Annotated in this window: 19 protein-coding genes and 3 riboswitches; of the genes, 10 read left to right on the top strand and 9 right to left on the bottom strand. The window is 50.9% G+C overall.

Annotated features, from left to right (window positions below):
• Positions 1–202: 202 nt before the first annotated feature.
• A riboswitch (Lysine riboswitch) is annotated at positions 203–381 on the top strand.
• An 88-nt stretch (positions 382–469) separates the two neighbouring features.
• The 3 genes from NSQ22_RS05060 (at position 470) to NSQ22_RS05050 (ending at position 4601) form a co-directional block, all read left to right on the top strand.
• On the top strand, positions 470–1894 hold the full coding sequence (locus NSQ22_RS05060) for an amino acid permease (RefSeq protein ID WP_081157174.1): 1425 nt from the start codon (positions 470–472) through the stop codon (positions 1892–1894).
• Between the two features lie 118 nt (positions 1895–2012).
• Positions 2013–4031, top strand: a complete 2019-nt coding sequence (locus NSQ22_RS05055) for a S9 family peptidase (protein WP_339264273.1) — start codon at positions 2013–2015, stop codon at positions 4029–4031.
• 18 nt (positions 4032–4049) lie between these two features.
• Entirely contained in the window at positions 4050–4601 is a 552-nt protein-coding gene (locus NSQ22_RS05050; RefSeq protein WP_008878830.1) for a short-chain dehydrogenase, read from the top strand.
• 61 nt (positions 4602–4662) lie between these two features.
• Here NSQ22_RS05050 and NSQ22_RS05045 read toward each other — a convergent pair whose 3' ends face one another.
• Entirely contained in the window at positions 4663–4866 is a 204-nt protein-coding gene (locus NSQ22_RS05045) for a PduL/EutD family phosphate acyltransferase (protein WP_008878831.1), read from the bottom strand.
• A gap of 209 nt (positions 4867–5075) precedes the next feature.
• The gene (locus NSQ22_RS05040) at positions 5076–5537 is read right to left on the bottom strand and encodes a MarR family transcriptional regulator (protein WP_008878832.1); all 462 of its coding nucleotides are present in this window, start codon (positions 5535–5537) and stop codon (positions 5076–5078) included.
• A 215-nt stretch (positions 5538–5752) separates the two neighbouring features.
• Between NSQ22_RS05040 and NSQ22_RS05035 the strand changes: the two genes are divergently transcribed.
• The gene (locus NSQ22_RS05035; RefSeq protein ID WP_008878833.1) at positions 5753–6484 is read left to right on the top strand and encodes a ZIP family metal transporter; all 732 of its coding nucleotides are present in this window, start codon (positions 5753–5755) and stop codon (positions 6482–6484) included.
• Positions 6485–6629: 145 nt separating this feature from the next.
• Here the strand turns inward: NSQ22_RS05035 and NSQ22_RS05030 are convergent, their stop codons facing one another.
• The 5 genes from NSQ22_RS05030 to NSQ22_RS05010 form a co-directional block, all read right to left on the bottom strand.
• Positions 6630–7172: a cupin domain-containing protein gene (locus NSQ22_RS05030; protein WP_008878834.1), complete on the bottom strand. Its 543-nt coding sequence runs from the start codon at positions 7170–7172 to the stop codon at positions 6630–6632.
• Positions 7173–7201: 29 nt separating this feature from the next.
• The gene (locus tag NSQ22_RS05025) at positions 7202–7837 is read right to left on the bottom strand and encodes a methylthioribulose 1-phosphate dehydratase (RefSeq protein WP_060475702.1); all 636 of its coding nucleotides are present in this window, start codon (positions 7835–7837) and stop codon (positions 7202–7204) included.
• On the bottom strand, positions 7834–8496 hold the full coding sequence (gene mtnX / locus NSQ22_RS05020; protein WP_011887037.1) for a 2-hydroxy-3-keto-5-methylthiopentenyl-1-phosphate phosphatase: 663 nt from the start codon (positions 8494–8496) through the stop codon (positions 7834–7836). The genes NSQ22_RS05025 and mtnX overlap by 4 nt, the downstream gene beginning before the upstream one ends.
• The gene (gene mtnW / locus NSQ22_RS05015) at positions 8493–9734 is read right to left on the bottom strand and encodes a 2,3-diketo-5-methylthiopentyl-1-phosphate enolase (protein WP_060475700.1); all 1242 of its coding nucleotides are present in this window, start codon (positions 9732–9734) and stop codon (positions 8493–8495) included. Before mtnW ends, mtnX begins: the two co-directional genes overlap by 4 nt.
• Before the next feature lie 69 nt (positions 9735–9803).
• Positions 9804–9910, bottom strand: a riboswitch (SAM riboswitch).
• A gap of 97 nt (positions 9911–10007) precedes the next feature.
• Positions 10008–11183 (bottom strand): pyridoxal phosphate-dependent aminotransferase, encoded by a 1176-nt coding sequence (locus NSQ22_RS05010; RefSeq protein ID WP_100660343.1) that lies wholly within the window; start codon positions 11181–11183, stop codon positions 10008–10010.
• Positions 11184–11282: 99 nt separating this feature from the next.
• On the opposite strand from NSQ22_RS05010, the gene NSQ22_RS05005 reads away from it, so the two are divergent.
• From NSQ22_RS05005 to NSQ22_RS04980, 6 genes are all read left to right on the top strand, one after another.
• Complete coding sequence (locus NSQ22_RS05005) at positions 11283–12098, top strand: carbon-nitrogen family hydrolase (RefSeq protein ID WP_029760362.1); 816 nt, start codon at positions 11283–11285, stop codon at positions 12096–12098.
• Positions 12099–12192: 94 nt separating this feature from the next.
• Positions 12193–12360, top strand: a riboswitch (SAM riboswitch).
• A gap of 83 nt (positions 12361–12443) precedes the next feature.
• Positions 12444–13634 (top strand): S-methyl-5-thioribose kinase, encoded by a 1191-nt coding sequence (mtnK, locus tag NSQ22_RS05000; RefSeq protein WP_011887033.1) that lies wholly within the window; start codon positions 12444–12446, stop codon positions 13632–13634.
• 74 nt (positions 13635–13708) lie between these two features.
• Positions 13709–14776, top strand: a complete 1068-nt coding sequence (gene mtnA / locus NSQ22_RS04995; RefSeq protein WP_008878842.1) for an S-methyl-5-thioribose-1-phosphate isomerase — start codon at positions 13709–13711, stop codon at positions 14774–14776.
• Positions 14763–15911 (top strand): sugar ABC transporter substrate-binding protein, encoded by a 1149-nt coding sequence (locus NSQ22_RS04990; RefSeq protein WP_081157178.1) that lies wholly within the window; start codon positions 14763–14765, stop codon positions 15909–15911. Before mtnA ends, NSQ22_RS04990 begins: the two co-directional genes overlap by 14 nt.
• Positions 15908–17458: a sugar ABC transporter ATP-binding protein gene (locus tag NSQ22_RS04985; protein ID WP_081157179.1), complete on the top strand. Its 1551-nt coding sequence runs from the start codon at positions 15908–15910 to the stop codon at positions 17456–17458. The genes NSQ22_RS04990 and NSQ22_RS04985 overlap by 4 nt, the downstream gene beginning before the upstream one ends.
• Positions 17400–18413 (top strand): ABC transporter permease, encoded by a 1014-nt coding sequence (locus NSQ22_RS04980; protein ID WP_008878846.1) that lies wholly within the window; start codon positions 17400–17402, stop codon positions 18411–18413. The genes NSQ22_RS04985 and NSQ22_RS04980 overlap by 59 nt, the downstream gene beginning before the upstream one ends.
• An 80-nt stretch (positions 18414–18493) precedes the next feature.
• On the opposite strand, the gene NSQ22_RS04975 is transcribed toward NSQ22_RS04980, so the two are convergent.
• Together NSQ22_RS04975 and NSQ22_RS04970 are read right to left on the bottom strand one after the other, a co-directional pair.
• Complete coding sequence (locus tag NSQ22_RS04975) at positions 18494–18985, bottom strand: methylated-DNA--[protein]-cysteine S-methyltransferase (RefSeq protein ID WP_029760359.1); 492 nt, start codon at positions 18983–18985, stop codon at positions 18494–18496.
• Entirely contained in the window at positions 18975–21191 is a 2217-nt protein-coding gene (locus tag NSQ22_RS04970) for a PAS domain-containing sensor histidine kinase (protein WP_008878848.1), read from the bottom strand. Before NSQ22_RS04970 ends, NSQ22_RS04975 begins: the two co-directional genes overlap by 11 nt.
• Positions 21192–21209 lie beyond the last annotated feature (18 nt).

The following is a 21209-nucleotide window of genomic DNA, read 5'->3' as shown; positions in this document are numbered from 1 at the left end:
TCGGGGCTGATGGGACTATTCCTTATTGGCACCGGTGTTTTCATAACAAGAAATTAATAAAAATTAGTTAATTATTATGTAAAAAAGAAAGAGGATGCATGAATATTCAACATCTCGTCCCATTCTTTCCAACAAAAACATATTGACGTTTTTTGTTGAATTAAGTAATATAATGTCGACAACAACATACCCCTCTCCACTTCAATGGGATAGAGGTTGCGATGAATAAAAGTAGTTTCGCTGAGGCTGGAGCACTGATGAAGCGAAATGAAAGGATTCATCGCCGAAGTTTGCGACGCGCTCCGGCGGCGCAAGCTGGGCCTGCGGCCGAACAGGTGCAGGACTGCCATCGTTCTAGAACGATGGAGCGCTATCGCATTCGTTGGATGCGGACGTGTAATGCACCCGTTGAAACAATATGGGTGCTTTTTTTATTGTTTACCTTTGGCGAAGAAAGGAGTTTTCCATCTTGAACAACAACCGACAACTTGGATTTTGGGTGCTAACGGCGTTAGTCGTTGGCAATATGGTCGGATCCGGCATTTTTATGCTGCCGCGTTCACTAGCCGAGGCGGCCAGTCCCCTTGGTGTCATGTTCGCTTGGCTATTGACCGGCGCTGGTGTCTTAGCGACGGCGCTGGTGTTCGGCAACTTAGCGATCCGCAAACCGAACTTGAGCGGCGGGCCGCAAATTTACGCGAAAGAGCTGTTCCCAAAAGGTTCGAACTTGTCGATTTTATCTGGTTTTATGTCGTCATGGGGCTATTGGGTCGGTAACTTTGCGGGAAACGTTGCCATTATCACGACGTTGGCAAGCTACTTGTCGACATTTTTCCCCGTGCTAACAAGCGACAAAACAGTACTCGTGATGGGTTCATTTACGTTAAAGCTTGGGAATTTACTGACATTCATCATCTGCACGGTGCTTCTTTGGGTGACGCACGTCATTATTTTGCAAGGTGTAGAAGGTGCCGGCAAGTTGAATTTTGCTGCGACAGCGGCGAAAGTGCTCGGCTTTTTCCTGTTTATTGTCATTGCCTTATTCGCTTTTGACAGAGCGATCGTCGGTCCGCTTGACGCCCCACGTTATGACGGGAATGGCCAGCCGCTCGGCCTGCTCGGGCAAATCAACAATGCCGCTTTATCGGCGCTTTGGGCATTCATTGGCGTTGAATCGGCGATGGTGTTCGCCGCGCGGGCGCGCAAACAGGCAGATGTGAAGCGAGCAACGATCGCCGGTCTCTTGATCTCTTTAGTCATTTATATCGGCATCAGCATTCTGGTGATGGGCGTCTTGCCGCAAGACAAGCTCATTCAATCGGACAAACCGCTCGTTGATGCCATTGTCGCCATCATCGGCCCAATCGGCGGCTACGTGCTCGCTGGGCTTGGGCTCATCAGCTTGATCGGTTCGACGCTCGGCTGGATTTTGTTGAGCGCTGAAGTGCCATACCAAGCGGCAAAACAAGGGATGTTTATGCCGGCATTTTTACGAGAAAACAAAAGACGCGTACCAAACTTCTCGCTACTACTATCAAACTTAGCAGCCCAGCTGTTCATTTTCTCGACCATTTCCAATTCGATAGCGGCTGCATTCGACTTTGTCATTTACATCGCTACGCTCGCCTATCTCGTTCCGTATTTGATCGCTTCCGTCTTCCAGCTGAAGCTCGTGCTCACTGGGGAAACATATGAGGCAGCGCGCGGGCGGCTAGGTGATGGGATTATCGCTGTTTTTGCAACCGTCTATTCGATCTGGGTCGTCATCGCTGGCACGGCGGACATGAAAACGTTCCTGCTCGGCGTCGCCTTGTTGGCTAGCGGCGTGATCTTCTACCCGCAAGTGAAAAAAGCGGCGCAGCAAACAAACGAAAAAGAAAAATTATCAGCGTAACGAACAACGAACGTCCATCAATGGGACGTTCGTTTTTTATTTGCCGGCAGGATTTTTCTTTCGAAACACGAAATAAGATACCATCCTAACTTTACTTAATGGAAAGAGGAGGTCGCTCATGAACAATGGACAACCGCTGAAACACCGCGGCGTGACTGTAGAAGATCTACTTCGCCTCCGCTCGGTGCGCGATCCGCACTATGCGTCGGACGGAACGCACGGCGTGTTCGTGCAAAAATCGATCGATGAGGAAAAACAATACCGCTCCCATCTATACATATGGACCGAAGACGGAGCCATCCGCCAATGGACGTTCGGCCGCTGGCGCGACACGAGGCCGCGCTTTTCCCCGGACAGCAAAACGATCGCGTTTTTGTCCGATCGCTCCGGACACACACAGCTTTGGCTGTTGCCGGCTGACGGCGGCGAAGCGCGCCAGCTAACGTTTTTCAAAAACGGGGTGCGCGATTACGTTTGGGCGCCGGACGGGACGTTTCTTATCGCTTTGACGACGCTTGGCGACAACGAAACGATCGACGACCGCGAAGAGCCGAAAAAAAAGGAAACGAAGCCAGCTGACCTGAAACCGCACGTGGTGGAGCGGCTCTATTACAAATCAGACGCATCAGGTTTTCTTGACGGCAAACAGGCGGTGCTCGTGTGCATCGATGCAACATCAGGAAAAACGGAAGCGTTGACGAGCCGCGAGGAGGAAATCGGTTCGTTTGCGATTTCGCCCAATGGACGGACGCTTGCCTTTGTGGCCAACCGAAACGAAGATCCGGACACAACCTTTACACGTGACATTGTGTTGCTTGATCTCGAATCGAAAGCGGAAACAAATTTGACGAAGGGAAGCGGCACATTCACCTCGCTCGCTTGGTCGCCGGACGGAACAAAGCTCGCCGCCATCGGCCATGATTTAGCTTATCTCGGGGCGACGATTCACCAGCTTTACGTTTTTGAGCCGGAGCGTGGAACGAAACGGGTGCTGACCGCCGACTGGGACGTTCATCTCGGCGATGCGATGGTCGGCGATACACACGCCGATGCAAAAGGTCCTGGCCCGATTTGGAAACGCGATGGAACCGGCCTATACGTCACCGCCTCACAACGTGGGCGCGTCAATGTATATTTCGTCCCGCTTGATGGACCTATCGTGCCGATCATCGAAGGGGACTTTCATGTGTACGGCCTCGCCATTCATCCGAATGAACAGCAGGCCGTTGCCGCGATTAGCGAGCCAACGATGATTGGAGATTTGTATACCATCTCACTTGAAAGCGGCGCAAAAACGCGGCTCACTAGGGTCAATGAAGAGCTCGAGAACGAAGTCACGTTCGCCGATGCCGAACCGTTTACTTATCAATCAACGGACGGTTGGGACATTCAAGGTTGGATCATGAAGCCACCGAGGCTCGGCGACGTGGAAAAAGCTCCACTTGTCGTCGAAATTCACGGCGGACCACATACAATGTACGGATTTACGTTTTTCCATGAGTTCCAGCTGCTCGCTTCTTCCGGCTACGCCGTGCTGTTTACGAACCCACGCGGAAGCCATGGATACGGCCAATCGTTTGTCAATGCCGTGCGCGGCGATTACGGCGGCATGGATTATGAAGACATTATGGCCGGTGTGGACGCCGCCATCAAGCAGTTTGCCTTTATTGACGAGACACGTCTTGGCGTTACCGGCGGCAGCTACGGCGGGTTTATGACGAACTGGATCGTCGGGCACACCAATCGCTTCCGGGCCGCTGTTACCCAGCGCTCGATTTCCAACTGGCTCAGCTTCGCCGGTGTGAGCGACATCGGCTACTTTTTCACGAAATGGGAAGTCGGGTGCGACGTCTGGGAAGACGCTGAGCGGCTTTGGCATCATTCGCCGCTCAAGTACGTCAAAAATGTGCGCACGCCGCTTTTAATTTTGCATAGCGAGCATGACTATCGCTGCCCGATCGAGCAGGCGGAACAGTTGTTTATCGCATTGAAACAACTCGGGCAAGAAACAAAGCTCGTCCGCTTCCCGGACGCCAACCATGATTTGTCACGCACCGGGAACCCGGCGCTTCGCCTCGAGCGGCTTCACCAAATCGTTGGTTGGTTTGATCACTATTTGAAAGGACCACGGGATTAATCCGAAAGGAGACATGCCATGCACGCCCTTGTCATCGGTGGGACAGGTATGTTGGCTGATGTGTCGCTTTGGCTTGTGCGGGAAGGATATTATGTGTCTGTCATCGCCCGCCGCTACGCACGGATGAAGCAGCTCATCGACTGTGCTGGACAGACGGCATCCATCACCCCGCTTCTTGTTGATTATCGCGACCAAGAAGCGCTTTGTTCTCTGATTTCTCGGACCATCCAAAAAAACGGAACTTTTGATCTCATCATTGCGTGGGTCCATACGGACGGAAAACAGGCGCTTCCGACCGTCATCCAAAAAAATAGCAGACATCCCGGCCCTTGGCGTTTGTTTCACGTGCTCGGCAGCCGCGCCGATCCAGCCGAGGCGAAAGCGGAACTCTGTTTGCCTGCCGCTTGTCTTTATCGGCAAGTTCAGCTCGGTTTTGTCGTGGAAGAACACGGTTCGCGCTGGCTCACCCATCAAGAAATCAGCGACGGCGTCATTGATGCCATTCGGCGTGATACGCCGTTTCATCTGGTCGGCACCCTAGATCGATCAGAGAAGAAGCGCCCGCGTTAACGGGAGGCTCCCTCTCGTTCGTCCCGAGAGGGCGCCTTATCTCCCATTGCTGCGGATGATTTCACGATGGAAGCAACTTCACGTAATCACCCGTTTTTAAACCGGCCGCGTTCTCTTCACCGTTTTCAATGTGCATATGTAACGCAAAGTCTTCACTGACGCGGACGGTCACTTCGTCAAAAATGAGAGCGCGCTCCTCTTGCGTTTTCACTTTCATGACTTGCTTGTCGCGGACGCTAAACGTTTCCGTATCTTTCGACGTCATATGAATGTGGCGCTTGGCAATGATGACCCCTTGTCTGCCGTCACCGTTCCATTCAGCCCATGAATCGTCATTCCTGGCGTTCCCTCAGTATCCCCGACAAGCAAACAGGCAGTGCGACAACGGCTTGAGCACTGTCAGTTCGACGTCTTCCACGAACAGAGTCGCCATATTTCGCATTTTTAACAAAAATGAAAGAGACCGACGAACTGTCAGTCTCTGTTTTGCTGGGCGTTTTTCGCCCCATATCCTAATTTTTTTAGCAAAGTGATCGCCTGCTCTTTCTCCTCCGCTGTGAGCGCTGATATCGTTTCATGAATTTTTTCTGCATGCTTGGGAAAGACGCGCTCAATAAACCGCCGACCTTCTTCCGTAATCGATGCATACGTGACGCGCCGGTCTCGTTCACAAGCACGACGGACGATCAGCCCTTTGTTTTCAAGTTTGTCGACAACGTAAGTGATGCTGCCGCTAGCGAGCAAAATTTTTTCACCGATTTGCTGGAGCGGCTGGTCGCCTTTATGGTATAACAGTTCTAACACCGCAAACTCAGTCGGATTCACCCCGCACGAACAGATCGATTTGTTCACTTGGTCACTGACAGCACGATACGCCCGTGACAGTACAATAAACAGCTTTAATGATTGCTCAAGTTCTTGTTCTTTCTGTTCCATGGCATTCAACCCTTTACATTTGACCATTTCTTACTTGCATTATACCGAAACGGCAAACAGACAAGCAACCGTTTTTGCTAGCTACCTATGCATTTTGCTCGCCACCGTCTTCCCAATTCGTTATGATAATTTATTATATGAAGGCGCTTGGGCGATTGTCACATTTATATGATCATTGCATATGAAAAAGTAAAGGATGATGAGGGGGGAATTGAATGAACCAGGTGTTGGTCGGCAGCGTGCTTTCTGCCTTATCGACAGGACTTGGCGCCGTGCCGATTTTGTTTTTGGCTAAATCACTCACCCACCGCTGGCGTGATATACTGCTAGCGTTTTCCGCTGGCATTATGATGGCAGCCTCGATGGAAAGTCTCATTCCCGAAGCGTTAAAAACCGGCGGCTTGGGAGCACTCGTAATCGGCCTGGCGGCAGGTGTGCTCATCTTAACGTTGCTCGAGATGACTGTTCCCCATATCGACTTGGAACATACAAAACATGGCTTACAGTTTGACGAAAAAGCGATGCTCATTATCGCTGCCATTACGATGCACAATCTTCCTGAAGGGTTGTCCGTTGGGGTCAGCTACGCATCCGATGCCGCGACGACCGGCAATTTGATCGCATTGGCCATCGGTTTGCAAAACGCGCCGGAAGGATTTTTAGTCGCCTTATTTTTAGTTCATCAACAAATTAGTCGCTTGAAAGCATTTCTTATTGCCACGTTGACAGGAGCGGTCGAAATCGTCACATCGCTGCTCGGTTTTTATTTAACCTCCCTCTTCCGCGGTTTAGTCCCGTACGGATTGGCGTTTGCCGCTGGGGCTATGCTGTTTATTATTTATAAAGAGCTCATTCCCGAAAGCCATGGCGATGGAAACGAACGGACATCGACATATGCATTTATTATCGGCATTGTATTCATGATTTTTTTAACGCAATCGTTTTGATCAAAAAAAGAGAGGGTGCCCTAAAGACAAACGGGACACCCCTTTTTTATATGCGCTTTTATGAAGACGATGGAAAGCAGGCAGCTTTTTCCATGTCTACCTAGATAACTAGAAAAGGCATCTTGTTGCGGGAGCCTCTCAACTATTATGAATTCACTTCTTCTTTTTCTTCGTACGGATGGGCGACCCAACCGGACGGATCAATAAATAACCGGACAGCAACAACTTGGCGGTCATCCATCAATGTGAAGTAATGCGGATTTCCTTCCGGCACAGAAATGACATCGCCCGCTTCCAACTCGACGTCAAAATAACCGGTTTCTTTGTCTCCTTTGATGATGAAAATGCCGTGACCGGCCGTAATGGCGCGCACTTCATCCTCTGTGTGGATATGCACTTGCTCAAATTTTTTCAGCAGCTCTTCCAAGTTTGGAGTCGCATCAGACAGGGCGACGATATCCCATGTTTTGTAGCCACGACGCGCCGCCAAGTCTTCGATCTCATCTTTAAACGTCGCCAAAATTTCCTCTTTTTCTTCGTCAGTGAGCACATATTTGTCGCGTAAATGCTCCGGTAGTTTTGTAATATCCCAATGCTCATACAAAACACCTTGGCTGTTTAAAAAAGCGCGGACATTGTCTTCCCCTTCAATCACTTGGCCCGTTTTTTTCACTTTAATCACTGCCATCGTCAAATCCCCCTTTAAAAATATATTGGTTAGTCAACTAGCGGCACAGCGACCCGTTGTAATAATAGCCGCTTCACCTGCCAGCTGAACAAAAACTCCCACGCTTCCAAATGTTTTTTCGCTTCAAACGCATCACGACCCCAAACGGTAATACCGTGGTTTTGGATCAAAACAGCCCCCGTATCACCGTCGATATGCTTGGCAAATTCATTAGCCAAAGTCGGGATGTCGGCGTAATTGTCAATGATCGGAATGCGCACTTCCGCATTTTCTTCCCAGATGCCAAACGCCTTAATAATTTCTTGACCAGAAAAGACTACTTCCCTGTTTTGAGCGTACACGTCGGAAATGATGTTATTGTCGACCGTATGAACGTGCAAGACGCAGCCGGCATTCGTCCGCCGATAAACCTCGACGTGCAAAAGCGTCTCCGCCGACGGCTTCAAATGCGTGTCTTCCACCGGTTTTCCATCGGCGTCGATGAGCAGAAAATCTTCGCTTGTCTGCTTCCGTTTATCTTTGCCGCTTGCGGTGACAAGGAACGTCAACGGGGCATCGGTCACTTTGAGCGACAAATTGCCGCTTGTCGCAAAAAACCAATCACGGGCGGCGAGCTCAGCTTTCACTTCCGCAAGTTCATTCCATTTTTTCAACATAATGCTCATGCGATCACCTCCAGCCGCTGCAAATGATCCACCACATCAAAAAATGTCGTAAACGGTGCATGCGGCAAATCGAGCTCTTGACATTTCTTAAGCAAGAAATCGCGCGCCAGCACGTAATCCGCTTGCTTCGCCACTGCCAAGTCGGTAATCGAATCACCAATGACGACATGATACCCGTCCGGACGGGCGAGCTTTCGAAGAAGTGACGGCTTGCAACAGCCGCAGCCGTTTTGGCACTTACCGTCGCACGCGTGTGGCCATGTGATGCGAATCATCTCGCTGCTGAAATCGGAGCCATTGCAAAAAATGCGTTCTTTGTCGATCAGTCCGTCTAGCATTGGATAGACAAAAAAGTCGATGCCGCCACTCACAATATAGAGCGGAATGCCTTTCTCTTTCGTAAATGCGACAAACTCTCGAAAGCCTTCGCGCAGGCGGGCGGTGCTAAGCAAAAAGTCAACGATCTCGTCTTTCAACGCCGACGGAAGGAGGGAAAACATCTTTCCGACCCCTTCTTGAACCGAGAGGCGCTCAGCGAGAATGTCGTCTTTCAGCGCTTCCCACTCCGGTGGAGCAAACTGCTTCATAATCGCAATGATGTTGTCATTTTCTGTAATCGTCCCGTCAAAATCACAAAAGAGAACAAGCTGTTTTTTCATGCTTCCACCTCAATCGCGCCCCAGCGGTCGATCGCTTTTTGCAACGCCTCGTTTTCTTTCGCTGCTTCGCGGAGCAGACGGCCGGCAAGAGCCGCATCAATGGCAGCACGAAACGCCTGCCCACCGCCGATCGCCCCGTCCGGATGGCCGTGAATGCCGCCGCCAGCGTTGACAATGCAGTCAAGACCGAAATCGCGGACTAGAAGCGGCACGAGCCCCGGATGAATGCCGGCCGACGGTACCGGAAACGCGCGCGCAAACGGCTCTTGTTCATCGGTGAGCGCCCGAGCAATGCCAAGCGCCTGTTCACGCTCAAGCGCGACGCTGCCATATGGCGATGGGAACAAGACAAAATCAGCTCCCGCAAGCCGCAAAAACTTTCCGAGCAGCAGCGACGGGGCGACCCCGTAAAACTCAGACGGCGTCATGGCACCGCTAAACGCCGGGTGAGCCATGATCGGCACGTTGATATTCTCGTCCTCGCGCAACCCTTGCAAAACATCAAGCCCATAGGTGAACACGTTAAACAAGAGCACATCAGCGCCAAGCTCGGCTGCCCGTTTCGCTTTCTCTTTCAGTTCAAACGTTTTGCCGGTCAAGTTGACGGCGTACAGCGTCCGTTTGCCTGTTTGTTCATACACTTCTTGGAGCGCCGCCTTGCCCGCGGTGATCCGCTTTTCAAACGGCAACAACTCATTGTCAAATAAAATTTCGTCATCTTTCACTAAGTCGACGCCGCCAAGTGCCTGTTTCTTTAATTCGGACGTCAAATACGCCAAATCGCGGCCGATGATACCTTTAAAAATGCTCATCAATAGCGGGCGGTCATATACCCCGACTTTTTCACGAATACCGGCAATGCCAAAACGCGGTCCCGGAAAATGCCGTTTCCATTCGTCCGAAAGCTCAAGATCAAGCAACCTCACTTCACCATCAAGCGACAGTTTGCCAAACGTCGTTGCCAAGAGCGCTGGTAAATCAGCACTAAAGTTGACCGTCGGGTAAGCAATTTTGACGATCGCCCGCTTCAGTCGCTTGCCGAAATACTCGTTCGCCGGACCGCTTTCCCCAAGTTCTTTAATCCCGACGACTTCTCCCTTATGTTTGCGAAGCTGCTCTTGCTCTAATGCCGGCAAATCCGTCCATGTGCCGACCGTCAAGCCGAGCGCAATCCCTTCTGCTTTTTTGCGAATGTCTTTCTCGTCATGCAGCAAATACGTGGCAATCACTGTGCTCATCATTCATCCCTCTTTCCTAAAGAAAAAAGCCTCTTCACTAAGAAGAGGCATCATTCTTCCATGGCACTCTTCTTATCTCTCAGCGTTTCCGCTGCAAGAATTAGCACCGTGCTTGATATGCCAAGCCGGTTGCCGGGCTTCATCGGGCTCGTCCCTCCGCCTACTCTTGATAAGAATCATTGCGTATTTATGAACTTGTCAAACAATTTTGTCGAGTATGGCAAATGTACTTTGAATTATGACAGCCTCTGCCGCTGTTGTCAATCATTTTTTTCAAAACAGCCCGAGACGCCCGATCCGTTCAGCTGCTTCGACAAGACGCGCCTCATCTGTCAACAGACCAACGCGCACATAGCCTTCGCCGTGCTTGCCAAAACCGATGCCCGGGGCGACCGCCACGTGTACGCGTTCAAGCAGTATGTCGGCAAACTCAGCGGACGATAATCCTTTCGGTACGGGAAGCCAAGCGAAAAACGATCCAGACGGTGCCGGCGCCTCCCAACCGATGCGGTGCAAGGCAGAAATGAACGTATTGCGGCGCGCTTCATACAATGCGACGAGCTCCGTGACGCAATCTTGCGGACCGAGAAGCGCCGCGGCAGCCGCCTCTTGAACAGCGCCGAACAAACTGACATACAAATGATCTTGCAACAGCTCAATCGCCCGGATGATCTGCTCGTTGCCAACGGCAAACGCGACACGCCAACCGGCCATATTGTACGTTTTGGAAAACGTGTAAATTTCAACACCGACCTCTTTCGCCCCATCAACTTCGAGAAAGCTGACCGGCTTTTTGCCATCAAAACCGATCGCCCCGTAGGCGAAATCATGCACAACAGCAATGCCGTACTTAGCGGCGAACGCCACTGTTTCAGCAAAAAACTCTTTCGTCGCCGTCGCCCCGGTCGGGTTGTTCGGATAGTTCAAAAACATCAGTTTGGCCTGATCAGCGACCGCTGCCGGAATGGCACTGTAATCAGGCAAAAATTGCTGCTCGGCGATAAGCGGCATCATTTCCATCCGTGCGCGGGCGAGCGCGATCCCGGACCAGTAGTCCGGATAGCCCGGATCCGGGACAAGCACCACATCGCCCGGATTGACGAGGCAAAGCGGCAGCTCAACAAGACCAGCCTTACCGCCAAACAAAATGGCTACCTCGCGGGTTGGATCCACATCAACCCCGTACTCACGCGCATAAAACGCAGCGACTGCTTTTTTCAAAAATGAGTAACCTTGAAACGGCGAATATTTATGGTATTTTGGATTGGCCACTGCCTGTTGCATCGCCTCAACAATATGGCCAGGCGTCGGCTGATCCGGATTGCCTTGCCCTAAATTAATGACATCGTGCCCGGCCTTTATTTTCGCTCCCACTTTGGCGACAAGCGAAGCAAAAAATTGCTTCGGCAACTGTTCAAGCAGTTCGGAAAAAGGAAATTCGGTCGTCATCGCCCACACCTTCTCAAAAATTTCTTGAAATTCTAGTGCAAAATCATATATCGTAAAAAGCAAAATGTAAAGTAAATTTTTTCATTGAGGTGAAAAACAATGACCATCCGCATCGCTTGCCTCCAATTGGATATCGCGTTTGGTGACCCGCAAAAAAACGAACAGCAAGCCGAAAAAGCCGTGGAACTCGCCGTCAAAGAAGGAGCCGATATCATCGTTCTTCCGGAGCTGTGGACGACCGGTTATGACTTGACGCGCTTAGATGAAATCGCTGATGACAATGCCGAACGGGCGAAAACGTTCGCCTCCCGATTGGCACAAACATACGGCATCCATTTTGTGGCCGGCTCAGTCGCTAAAAAAACGGACGCCGGCGTAACGAACACAATGATTGTCGCCAATCGAAACGGCCAAATCATCAAGGAATATAGCAAAGTTCATTTGTTTCAGCTGATGGATGAGCATTTGCATTTGCAGTCAGGAAACGAGCCAGGCTTGTTTTCGCTTGATGAGTTGTCGTGTGCCGGGGTCATTTGCTATGACATCCGTTTTCCGGAATGGATTCGCACCCATGCCTTGTCTGGAGCCGAATTGTTGTTTGTTGTCGCCGAATGGCCGCTTCCTCGCCTTCACCATTGGAGGACGTTGCTGATGGCGCGGGCGATCGAAAACCAATGCTATGTGGTCGCCTGCAATCGAGCCGGAAGCGACCCAAACAACGTCTTTGCTGGCCATTCGCTCATCATCGATCCATGGGGGGAAATCCTCGCTGAGGCGGATGAGGACCCAGGCATCCTTCTAGCCGACATCGACCCGGCTCTCGTCAGAGATGTTCGTTCGCGCATCCCCGTATTTGCTGACCGCCGGCCGCGCCTTTATGAAGAGACGGCAAAAAAATTTTTTAAAACGTATTGACAATCGGCCTGCTTAAGCTGTATTATTCGAATCAAGCAACCGAACAATTGCCAACATCACAAAAATTCCAAAAACTAAATAAGCAGATTCGGTACTCTTATCAAGAGTTGGCTGAGGGAACTGGCCCAATGAAGCCCAGCAACCGACCGTAATGCTATCGTGAGATAGGGCGCACGCATAAGCGGCGCCGGAAGCGATCCGCTTCCGCAGGGCACGGTGCTAAGTCCACCGGAAAGACAGACGTCTTTCTGGAAGATAAGAGGCGCGAAGACCGAGAATCTTCAAGCCTCTTTCCGTATGCGAAAGAGGTTTTTTATTTGCCAAAACTAAAGGGGGAACGTGAAAATGGCGATTATCCAATCATCTGCTTACGAACCGCTCACCGAACAAAAAGCGACCGCCCTCGCCGTCCGCCTCGGCTTGTTCCGCGACGGAACACCGCTTTTATGCCGTGAGATCGGCGACGGCAACTTAAACTTAGTGTTTCACGTCGTCGACCAAGAAACAAAGCAAGGCATCATCATTAAGCAAGCGCTGCCGTACGCGAAAGTCGTCGGTGAAAGCTGGCCGCTCACATTAAAGCGTGCGGTCATTGAGAGCAACGCACTGCGCACGTTTGCCAGCTACGTACCACAATATGTGCCAAAAGTCTACTATTCTGACGAATCGCTCGCCATTACGGTGATGGAAGATTTGTCCTATTTACAAATCGCCCGCAAAGGGCTGATTGAAGGGAAAACGTATCCGCTTCTGTCTAGGCATATCGGTGAATTCATTGCCAAAACGGCGTTTTACACGTCTGATTTCGGCATGAACCAACAAGAGAAAAAGAAATTGGCACAAAGTTTTGTCAATCCGGAGCTGTGCAAAATTACGGAAGATCTCGTCTTTACCGATCCGTTTTTCGACCATGACTCGAACAATTTTGAAGACGAATTGCACCTGGATGTGGAAACACTTTGGAACGACGACCGTCTCCATCTCGAAGCAGCGAAGCTGAAGCGCAAATTTTTAACCGAAGCTGATGTATTGCTGCATGGTGATTTACATACTGGCAGCATTTTCGCCAGTGATGACGAAACGAAAGTGATCGACCCGGAATTCGCCTTTTACGGCCCGATCGGGTTTGACCTTGGCCACTTTATCGCCAACTTGCTGTTAAATGCGTTGTCCCGCCCTGAATCAGAGCGCCGTCCGCTCTTTGATCACATCGACCGAACATGGGCTGTCTTTACGTCCGTGTTCTCGGAGCTTTGGCGCACCGAAAGTGTCGAAACGTATGCCGCAACGCCCGGCCTGCTTGACGATGTGCTGCGGCAAACGTTCATCGACGCCGTCGGCTTTGCCGGCTGCGAAGTCATCCGTCGGACGATCGGCCTCGCCCATGTTGCCGATCTTGACGGCATTGAGCAAAAAGACGAACGGCTTGCGGCAAAGCGACACGCGCTTCGCCTTGGCCGCCGCCTGATCGTTGAACGCGCCGAACTAGACGGAACGGAAGACTTCCGCCGGCTGTTTGTCGAGACGGAACGATAACACCACTCTCTCAAGACGGCTGTTCAACACCACTCCAGGCAAACTGAAACATGTACAAGGAAAGGAAGACGACGATGAGCACATTTGCTATCCCGCGCTCAGTTGAATGGCACGAAACGCATGTGACGATTTTAAATCAACAAAAGCTGCCGTCGGTAACTGAATATCTCGACTTGCATACGCTCGAAGATGTACATGACGCGATCGTGACACTGAAAGTGCGCGGGGCACCGGCGATCGGCATCACCGCCGCCTATGGCTTGGCGCTTGCTGCTTCCCGCTACGAAACCGAATCCGTCGACGAGTTTCAGCGCCGTTTAAAACAAGACCGCGATTATTTGGCGAGTGCTCGCCCGACGGCCGTCAATTTGTTTTGGGCGCTTGATCGGCTCGTTGCCGCCGCTAAAAGCGCCGCTTCCGTCAACGAAGCAAAAACAACACTCGTTCACGAAGCGATCCGCATTCAAATCGAAGATGAAGATGTGTGCCGTCGCATCGGCGAGCATGCCTTGTCTCTTTTTCATCGAGGCGATCGAATCATGACCATCTGCAACGCTGGCTCGATCGCCACCGCCCGCTACGGAACGGCACTCGCCCCATTTTATTTGGCAAAAGAAAAAGGGATTGAGTTGTCCGTCTATGCCTTGGAAACGCGGCCTGTCTTGCAAGGAGCTCGTCTGACCGCCTGGGAACTCATGCAAGCAGGTGTCGATGTGACGCTCATTACTGACAATATGGCCGCACAAACGATCAAGGCGAAAAACATTAATGCTATTATCGTCGGCGCTGACCGGATCGCACAAAACGGCGATACAGCGAATAAAATCGGCACATTTGGCCTCGCCTTGCTCGCCCAATCGTTTGGCATCCCGTTTTACGTCGCTGCCCCGCTGTCAACGATCGACCTGGCGACGAAAACAGGGACGGATATCCCAATTGAAGAGCGTCATCCAGATGAAGTGACCCATCTAAACGGGGTGCGCATCGCCCCGGAAGGCGTCAACGTATACAACCCGGCGTTTGATGTCACACCAAACGAACTCATTACCGCCATCATTACCGAAAAAGGCATCGTCTACGGAGACTATGAAACGGAGCTGCCATCGTTAGTTGCAAAGGAGGAGCACCATGAAACAGCTTAAAATCTCATCGTTCCTTCTTTTCTTGGCCATGTTCTTTGTCTTAGCGGGCTGCACAAATGAGCAAGACGCAATGAGCGCAAAGCCGGCCAATGAAACGAAGGCAACGAATAATGAAACAACCGTTGACAAAACAGCAGCCACAAGCAGTGAAGAGGCCGCCATCCCAGAAAAACTGAAACAGCCAGTGAAAATCGCCGCCATTATGCAGATGTCGATCGGGACGTTCTCATCACAATACATCGCCGGCGTGAAAGAACAAGTGCAAAAGTTCGGCGGTGAAGTGCAAATTTATAATGCCGATAACGATTTAACGAAGATGGCCTCTTATGTCGAGACGGCCATTACGCAAAACGTCGATGCTATTTTGCTTGACCACGGCCGCGCCGACGCGCTCGAAGGTCCCGTGAAAAAAGCAGTTGAAAAAGGCATCCCGGTCGTAGCATTTGACAATGATTTGAACATTCCGGGCGTCACCGTCATCGACCAAGACGACTATAGCCTCGCTTGGAAGACGTTAAAAACACTTGCGGAAGACTTAAACGGCGAAGGCAAAATCGTCACGATTTGGGTCGGCGGTTTTACGCCAATGGAGCGACGCCATGTCATTTACGACGCATTTAAAAAACGCTACCCAAACATTAAAGAAGTCGCCAAGTTCGGCACAGCGAGCGCTAACACCGCCTTAGACACACAAACACAAATGGAGGCCATTTTGAAAAAATATCCGAATAAGGGCGACATCGACGCCGTTTTCGCCACATGGGACGAGTTCGCCAAAGGAGCAACGCGCGCCATCGAACAAGCCGGGCGCACGGAAATTAAAGTGTACAGCATTGATCTAAGCGATGAAGACTTGCAAATGATTCAAAAATCGAACAGCCCGTGGGTGGCGACGACCGCTACCGATCCAGCCGAAGTCGGTCGCGTTCAAGTACGCTTCGCCTATCAAAAAATCGCTGGTGAAAAAACGCCGAACATTTACTCACTTGAACCGCACTTAGTGAAACGATCCGATCTGCCGGACAAACAAATATCAATGGGCGAGCTCTCGCAATACATCCCAAGCTGGGGACAATCGAATATCGCCATCTCGCCGTGGATGAAAACACTAGAAGCTCAGGTGAGCCAAAAATGAGCGGCTTGTCAATGAAGGCCATTGAAAAAGCGTTTGGCACGGTGCGCGTGCTTAACGGCGTGAACTTTGACGTCCGTCCGGGCGAAGTTCACGCCCTTTTAGGCATGAATGGTGCTGGCAAAAGCACGCTCATGAACATTTTAGCCGGCGCCATTCTGCCGGACGCCGGCACCATCACGATCGACGGCACCCCGTGCGCGTTTTCGTCGCCGCGTGAGGCGAAGCAGGCGGGCATTGGCCTTGTCGTCCAGGAAGTTGACACGGCGCTGTTTCCCGGCTTGCCGATTTACGAAAACTTAGCAGCTGATGAACTAGCTGACGTCAAACACCATCCCATCCGCTCGCTGCGCGAAGAAAAGAAGTGGGCCGCCGCACTTCTTCACCGTGTCGGCCTTTCCATTCCACCGACGAAGCTCGTGCGTGACTGTTCACTCCATGAAAAGCAGCTCATCGTGCTGGCGAAAGTATTGTCATCAAACGCGCGCTACATCATTTTGGACGAACCGACCGCCGCGTTAAGTGAGGCGGAAACAAAGCGGCTGTTTGCCATCATTCATGAACTGAAACAGCAGGGAGTCGGCTTTATTTATATTTCTCATAAGCTCAAAGAGGTGCAGGAAATCGCCGATCGACTAACGATTTTGCGCGATGGACGCATCGTCTATCAAGGCGCTGCCGGAAGCCAGTCGCTTGAAGACATCGTCCTTCACATGACCGGGACAAAACAGGCCGCCACTGCAAAACAAGCGCGTACGTACGGAAGCGAGATCGCCTTTGCCGCCCGCGGAATCAAGATCGACAAAACGAGCACAACGGTCGATATATACGCCCATCGCGGCGAAATTGTCGGCATCGCCGGTTTGGTCGGCGCCGGCAAAACAGAGCTCGCTGAAAGTCTCGTCGCCCACCGGAAAACGTCTGGCGAATGGCAGCTTGACGGCCAACACTATACATTTTCGTCGCCATATGAAGCGATTGCCGCCGGTCTTTGCCTGATCCCAGAAGAACGGCGCAAACAAGGGCTGTTTTTGTCTGAGTCGGTGCAGACGAATTTAACCGTCCGCCTCCTTTCTTGGCTGTCGCATTGGCAATGGATCAGTCGGATGAAAGAAACGGACGCAGCCAATGGGCTCGTTCGCTCACTCGGCATCCATCCGCCATCACCATCCATCGCCGTCCGCCATTTGAGCGGCGGCAACCAGCAAAAAGTCGTGATCGGCAAATGGCTAAACACGAACGCGCGTGTCTTTTTATTCGATGAACCTACGAAAGGAATCGATGTTCATGCCAAACAAGATGTATTTTCCATTATCCGCACTCTTGCTGATGAGGGGAAAACCGTGCTGTACTTTTCAAGTGAATTTCGTGAGCTGCTAGAAGTTTGCGACACGATTTATATCATGGTAGACGGCCGGCTGCTCGCCCGTCTGCCGGCCGCTGAATTAACCTATGAGCAGCTTGTTTATTATTGCAGCGGAGGTGAGATCGATGGCCCAGCCGGCCGTTTCCGCGACACCGTCGAAAAAAGCGGTGTTGTCTACTCTTGAGTTTTTGTATAAACATGGCACACTGTTGGCCATTTTAGCCGTGATCGCCTATTTTGGCATCACACAAGACCAGTTTTTTACGTATGAAAACTTCAGCGACATTTTGCGCTCGATTTCGATCGTGACACTCGTAGCGATCGGCATTACCTTTTCGCTGATCGTTGACGGCTTCGATTTATCGGTCGGCTCGACGGTAAGTCTCGCGACCATCGCCAGTGCAGCGGCGCTCGTTTTGTACCGCCAAGAAATTTTCGTTACGTTGCTCGTTCCGCTTTTACTCGGTATCGCCGTCGGGCTGCTTAATTCGCTATTGATCGTCAAGTTCAAATTGCCTGATTTGCTCGCGACCTTAGCAACCATGTACGCCATTAACGGCGTGCAGCTCACCTATACGAAAGGATTTTCCATTTACAACGACATGCCGCTGCCAGACGGCGGTACGGCGCCGGGCAAATTCATTCCTTCCTTTTTATTTATCGGCCAAGGAGAGTTGTTCGGCATCCCGTTTTCCGTTTTGCTGATGCTGTTCGTTGTCATTGCCGCCCATTTGTTTTTGACATACACAAAACCGGGACGCCTCTTTTATTTGACCGGGGAAAACCGAGAAGCGGCAAGGCTGTCAGGCATTCCAGTGAACCGTTACCGGACGTATGCGTACGTCATTAGCGGCTTTTTCGCTGCTTTAGGGGGCATTGTGCTTGCCTCGCGTATCGGCACTGGTCAAGTATCAGCCGGTGCTTCGTTTTTGATGGATGGCGTCGCCGCCGCCTACATCGGCTTTTCCGTCTTTGGCGCCGGCAAGCCGAATGTCATCGGTACGTTGTTCGGCTCAATTTTGATGGGGGTATTGTTAAACGGCTTGACGATGATGAACGTCCCGTACTACGCTCAAGACATTATTAAAGGCGCCATTTTAGTCGGCGCCCTCGCTCTGTCACATTGGCAAAAAAAATAATCCCCGGTCCCGCCCCTGTAGGTTCAAGTCCCGGGGGCGGCATTTTTTATTTTCCATGCTTCATCCCCGGCCCTTCCGCCCTATTTACAGCGCCGCTCCAGCTCCAATAGCTTCGCTTTCACATCGGTGCGGCTTCCAGCATAGCCGGTCAAGGCGCCGTTTTTGCCGATCACACGATGGCACGGAACAACAATGGCTAGTTCATTCGCCCGATTCGCCTGTCCGACGGCGCGTACCGCTTTCGGGCGACCAATCTGCATCGCAATATCGGCGTATGTCGCCGTTTCTCCATATGGAATGCGACAAAGCGCCGTCCACACCTCCTGTTGGAAAACCGTCCCATGCCATTTAACTGGAAAATCAAACGTTTGGCGGCGACCGTGGAAATATTCGTCCAACTGTGCAAGCGCGCGTTCAAGAAGCGGTGACCGGCTTTCTACAACCGGATGCTCGCTTGCAAACGCGCGCCATTCTTCCGGAAACAGTTCGACTTTCACAATCGCGTCGCCATCAGAAGCAATATAGATATCGCCGAGCAACTCTGAACGGTATACCGCATAGTCAATTGTCATCGTTATCCTCTCTTTCCGTTCGTTCGATCGGCAGCGTAATATGAAATGTCGTGCCGACGCCAACTTCGCTTTCGACGTCAATTTTCCCTCGGTGTTCTTCAATAATTTTATAGCTGACCATCAAGCCGAGTCCAGTGCCGCGCTCTTTTGTCGTATAAAATGGCTCACCGAGCTTTTTAATTTTATCTTTCGGAATACCGCACCCTTGGTCGGTGATTGAAATGCGCACATGACGTCCAGTACGGGCGATGCGCACCGTAATGTCCCCGCCCTTCGGCATCACTTCAATGGCGTTTTTCAAAATATTGATAAACACTTGCTTCAACTGGTTCGGCTCGCAATACACCGGAGGCAGACCGCGCTCGAAATCGGCAATGATTTGCACATTATGCATCATCGCCTGAGCGCTGATTAAATCGATCGTATCCTGCATAATTTTGCAAATGTCATTTTGCTTGTATTGCACCGCCTGGGGTTTGGCCAAGACGAGAAACTCGGTGATGATTGACTCGATCCGCTTCAATTCCGACATAATGACATTAAAATACATCGAATAATCGCCGCCAACGCTTCCTTGCAACAGTTGGATAAAGCCTTTTAATGCCGTCATCGGATTGCGGATTTCGTGAGCGATGCCCGCAGCCAATTCACCAACAACATTGAGCGTATCCGATTTGCGCAGCTGCAGCTCCATTTCTTTACGCTCTGTGACATCGCGAAATCTCATCATCCCTACGCCAGGAATGACTTCTTTTTTCAATGAAAACTCAACGATTTTCTCTTTTCCTTCATCGGAAAATTCAACTTCCCCACTCGCCTCGCCTGCACGTTCACATTGTACAAAGAGCTTATTCAGCTGGCGGCGCGCCCGCTCTGGAACAAGTTCCATCACCGTTTGACCGAGCAACGCTTCTTTTGTGGCGGAAAAAAATTCGCAGGCAATTGGATTAGCGTCAATGATGCGATGCTTCTCATCCCATAACAAAATGCCGTCCATCGCATGGTCGAAAATGCTGCGGAACTTTTGCTCACTTTCACGCAGCTCGCGCTCGATTTTCCGCCGCTCGCTCACATTGCGGAAAATCGTCAAATGATAGCCGTCGATCGCCCCTTTTTTCATCGTAAACTCAAGCTGCTTATCCTCACCGTTCGGCATATGGAACGTTAATTCATCGCGAATTTCTCCTTTGCGCCGGAACTCGCTGAAAATGCGCTTCACCTTTTCATCCCCATATTGCACAAAATCAAGCAAATTGCGGCGTACAAGCAAGTTCAAAGGCAGCTCAAACGTCCGGCTCGCCGCTGGATTGGCGTTGAGTATGTAACCGAAATCATCCCAAATGATAATCGCTTCATGCGCTTGCTCGAAAATGGCCCGGAATCGTTCTTCACTTTTTTGCAATTTAATCTCCATGTTTTTCCGTTCAGTCACATCGCGCATAATGGCCATGTAAAAGCCGCTGTAAACGTTCGACGTTGCCGTCAGCTCAAACATTTTCACCGTTCCGTCAAGGCGAACCAACGACAGCTCGCCTTTGGCCGTTCCTTTTTCCTTCACTTCCGACAACAGACGGGCAAACTCATCAGCACATTCGCGGGCAACAAACTGCTGAAACGACAAATTCAGCAGCTTTCCTTTTTCCAAATTCAAGCTCATTGAAAATGCCGGATTGACGTCGATAAACCGACCGAACTCATCGAAAATGACGATGCCATCGACCGCTCGGTTAAAGACGTCTCGAAACAAAAATTCATGAATGATTCGCTCGCGCTCGAGCGCCTTATGAGCCGAAACGTCGCGCATCATCACCAAATCAAATTCGTTAAAGACATCCTTTTTCATCGAAAATTCAACATGTTTCACCTTGTCATCCGGCAACTTGATGAGCAATTCATCGCTAAACGAACCGAACTTTTGTAGCATGGAGCGCTGAAACAACAAAATATCCGGCGGAACGAGCTCTAAAAATGAAGAGAAGGAACGACCAATCAAGTCAAACTTGTCCATTTCAAACAGCTTGCACGCTGCTTCGTTCACATCGACAAACTCGCCGTTTTTATTTAAAATGACAATCGCATCAAGCGACCTCTCAAAAATGATCGAATAGCTGTTCAACCGTTCTTTTAAGCGTCGGTTTTCCTCTTCAAGCAACCGCACATCTTGTGTCGAATTTTGTTCTTCACGGGGAGAAAGGCTTTGGGCCATATTGATCTCTCCTTGTCC

Origin of the sequence: Geobacillus sp. FSL K6-3411, assembly GCF_037965715.1 — a bacterium.
Taxonomy (GTDB): domain Bacteria; phylum Bacillota; class Bacilli; order Bacillales; family Anoxybacillaceae; genus Geobacillus; species Geobacillus thermodenitrificans.
The sequence above is the reverse complement of the archived record's forward strand: the minus strand, read 5'-3'. Positions and strand labels throughout refer to the sequence as shown.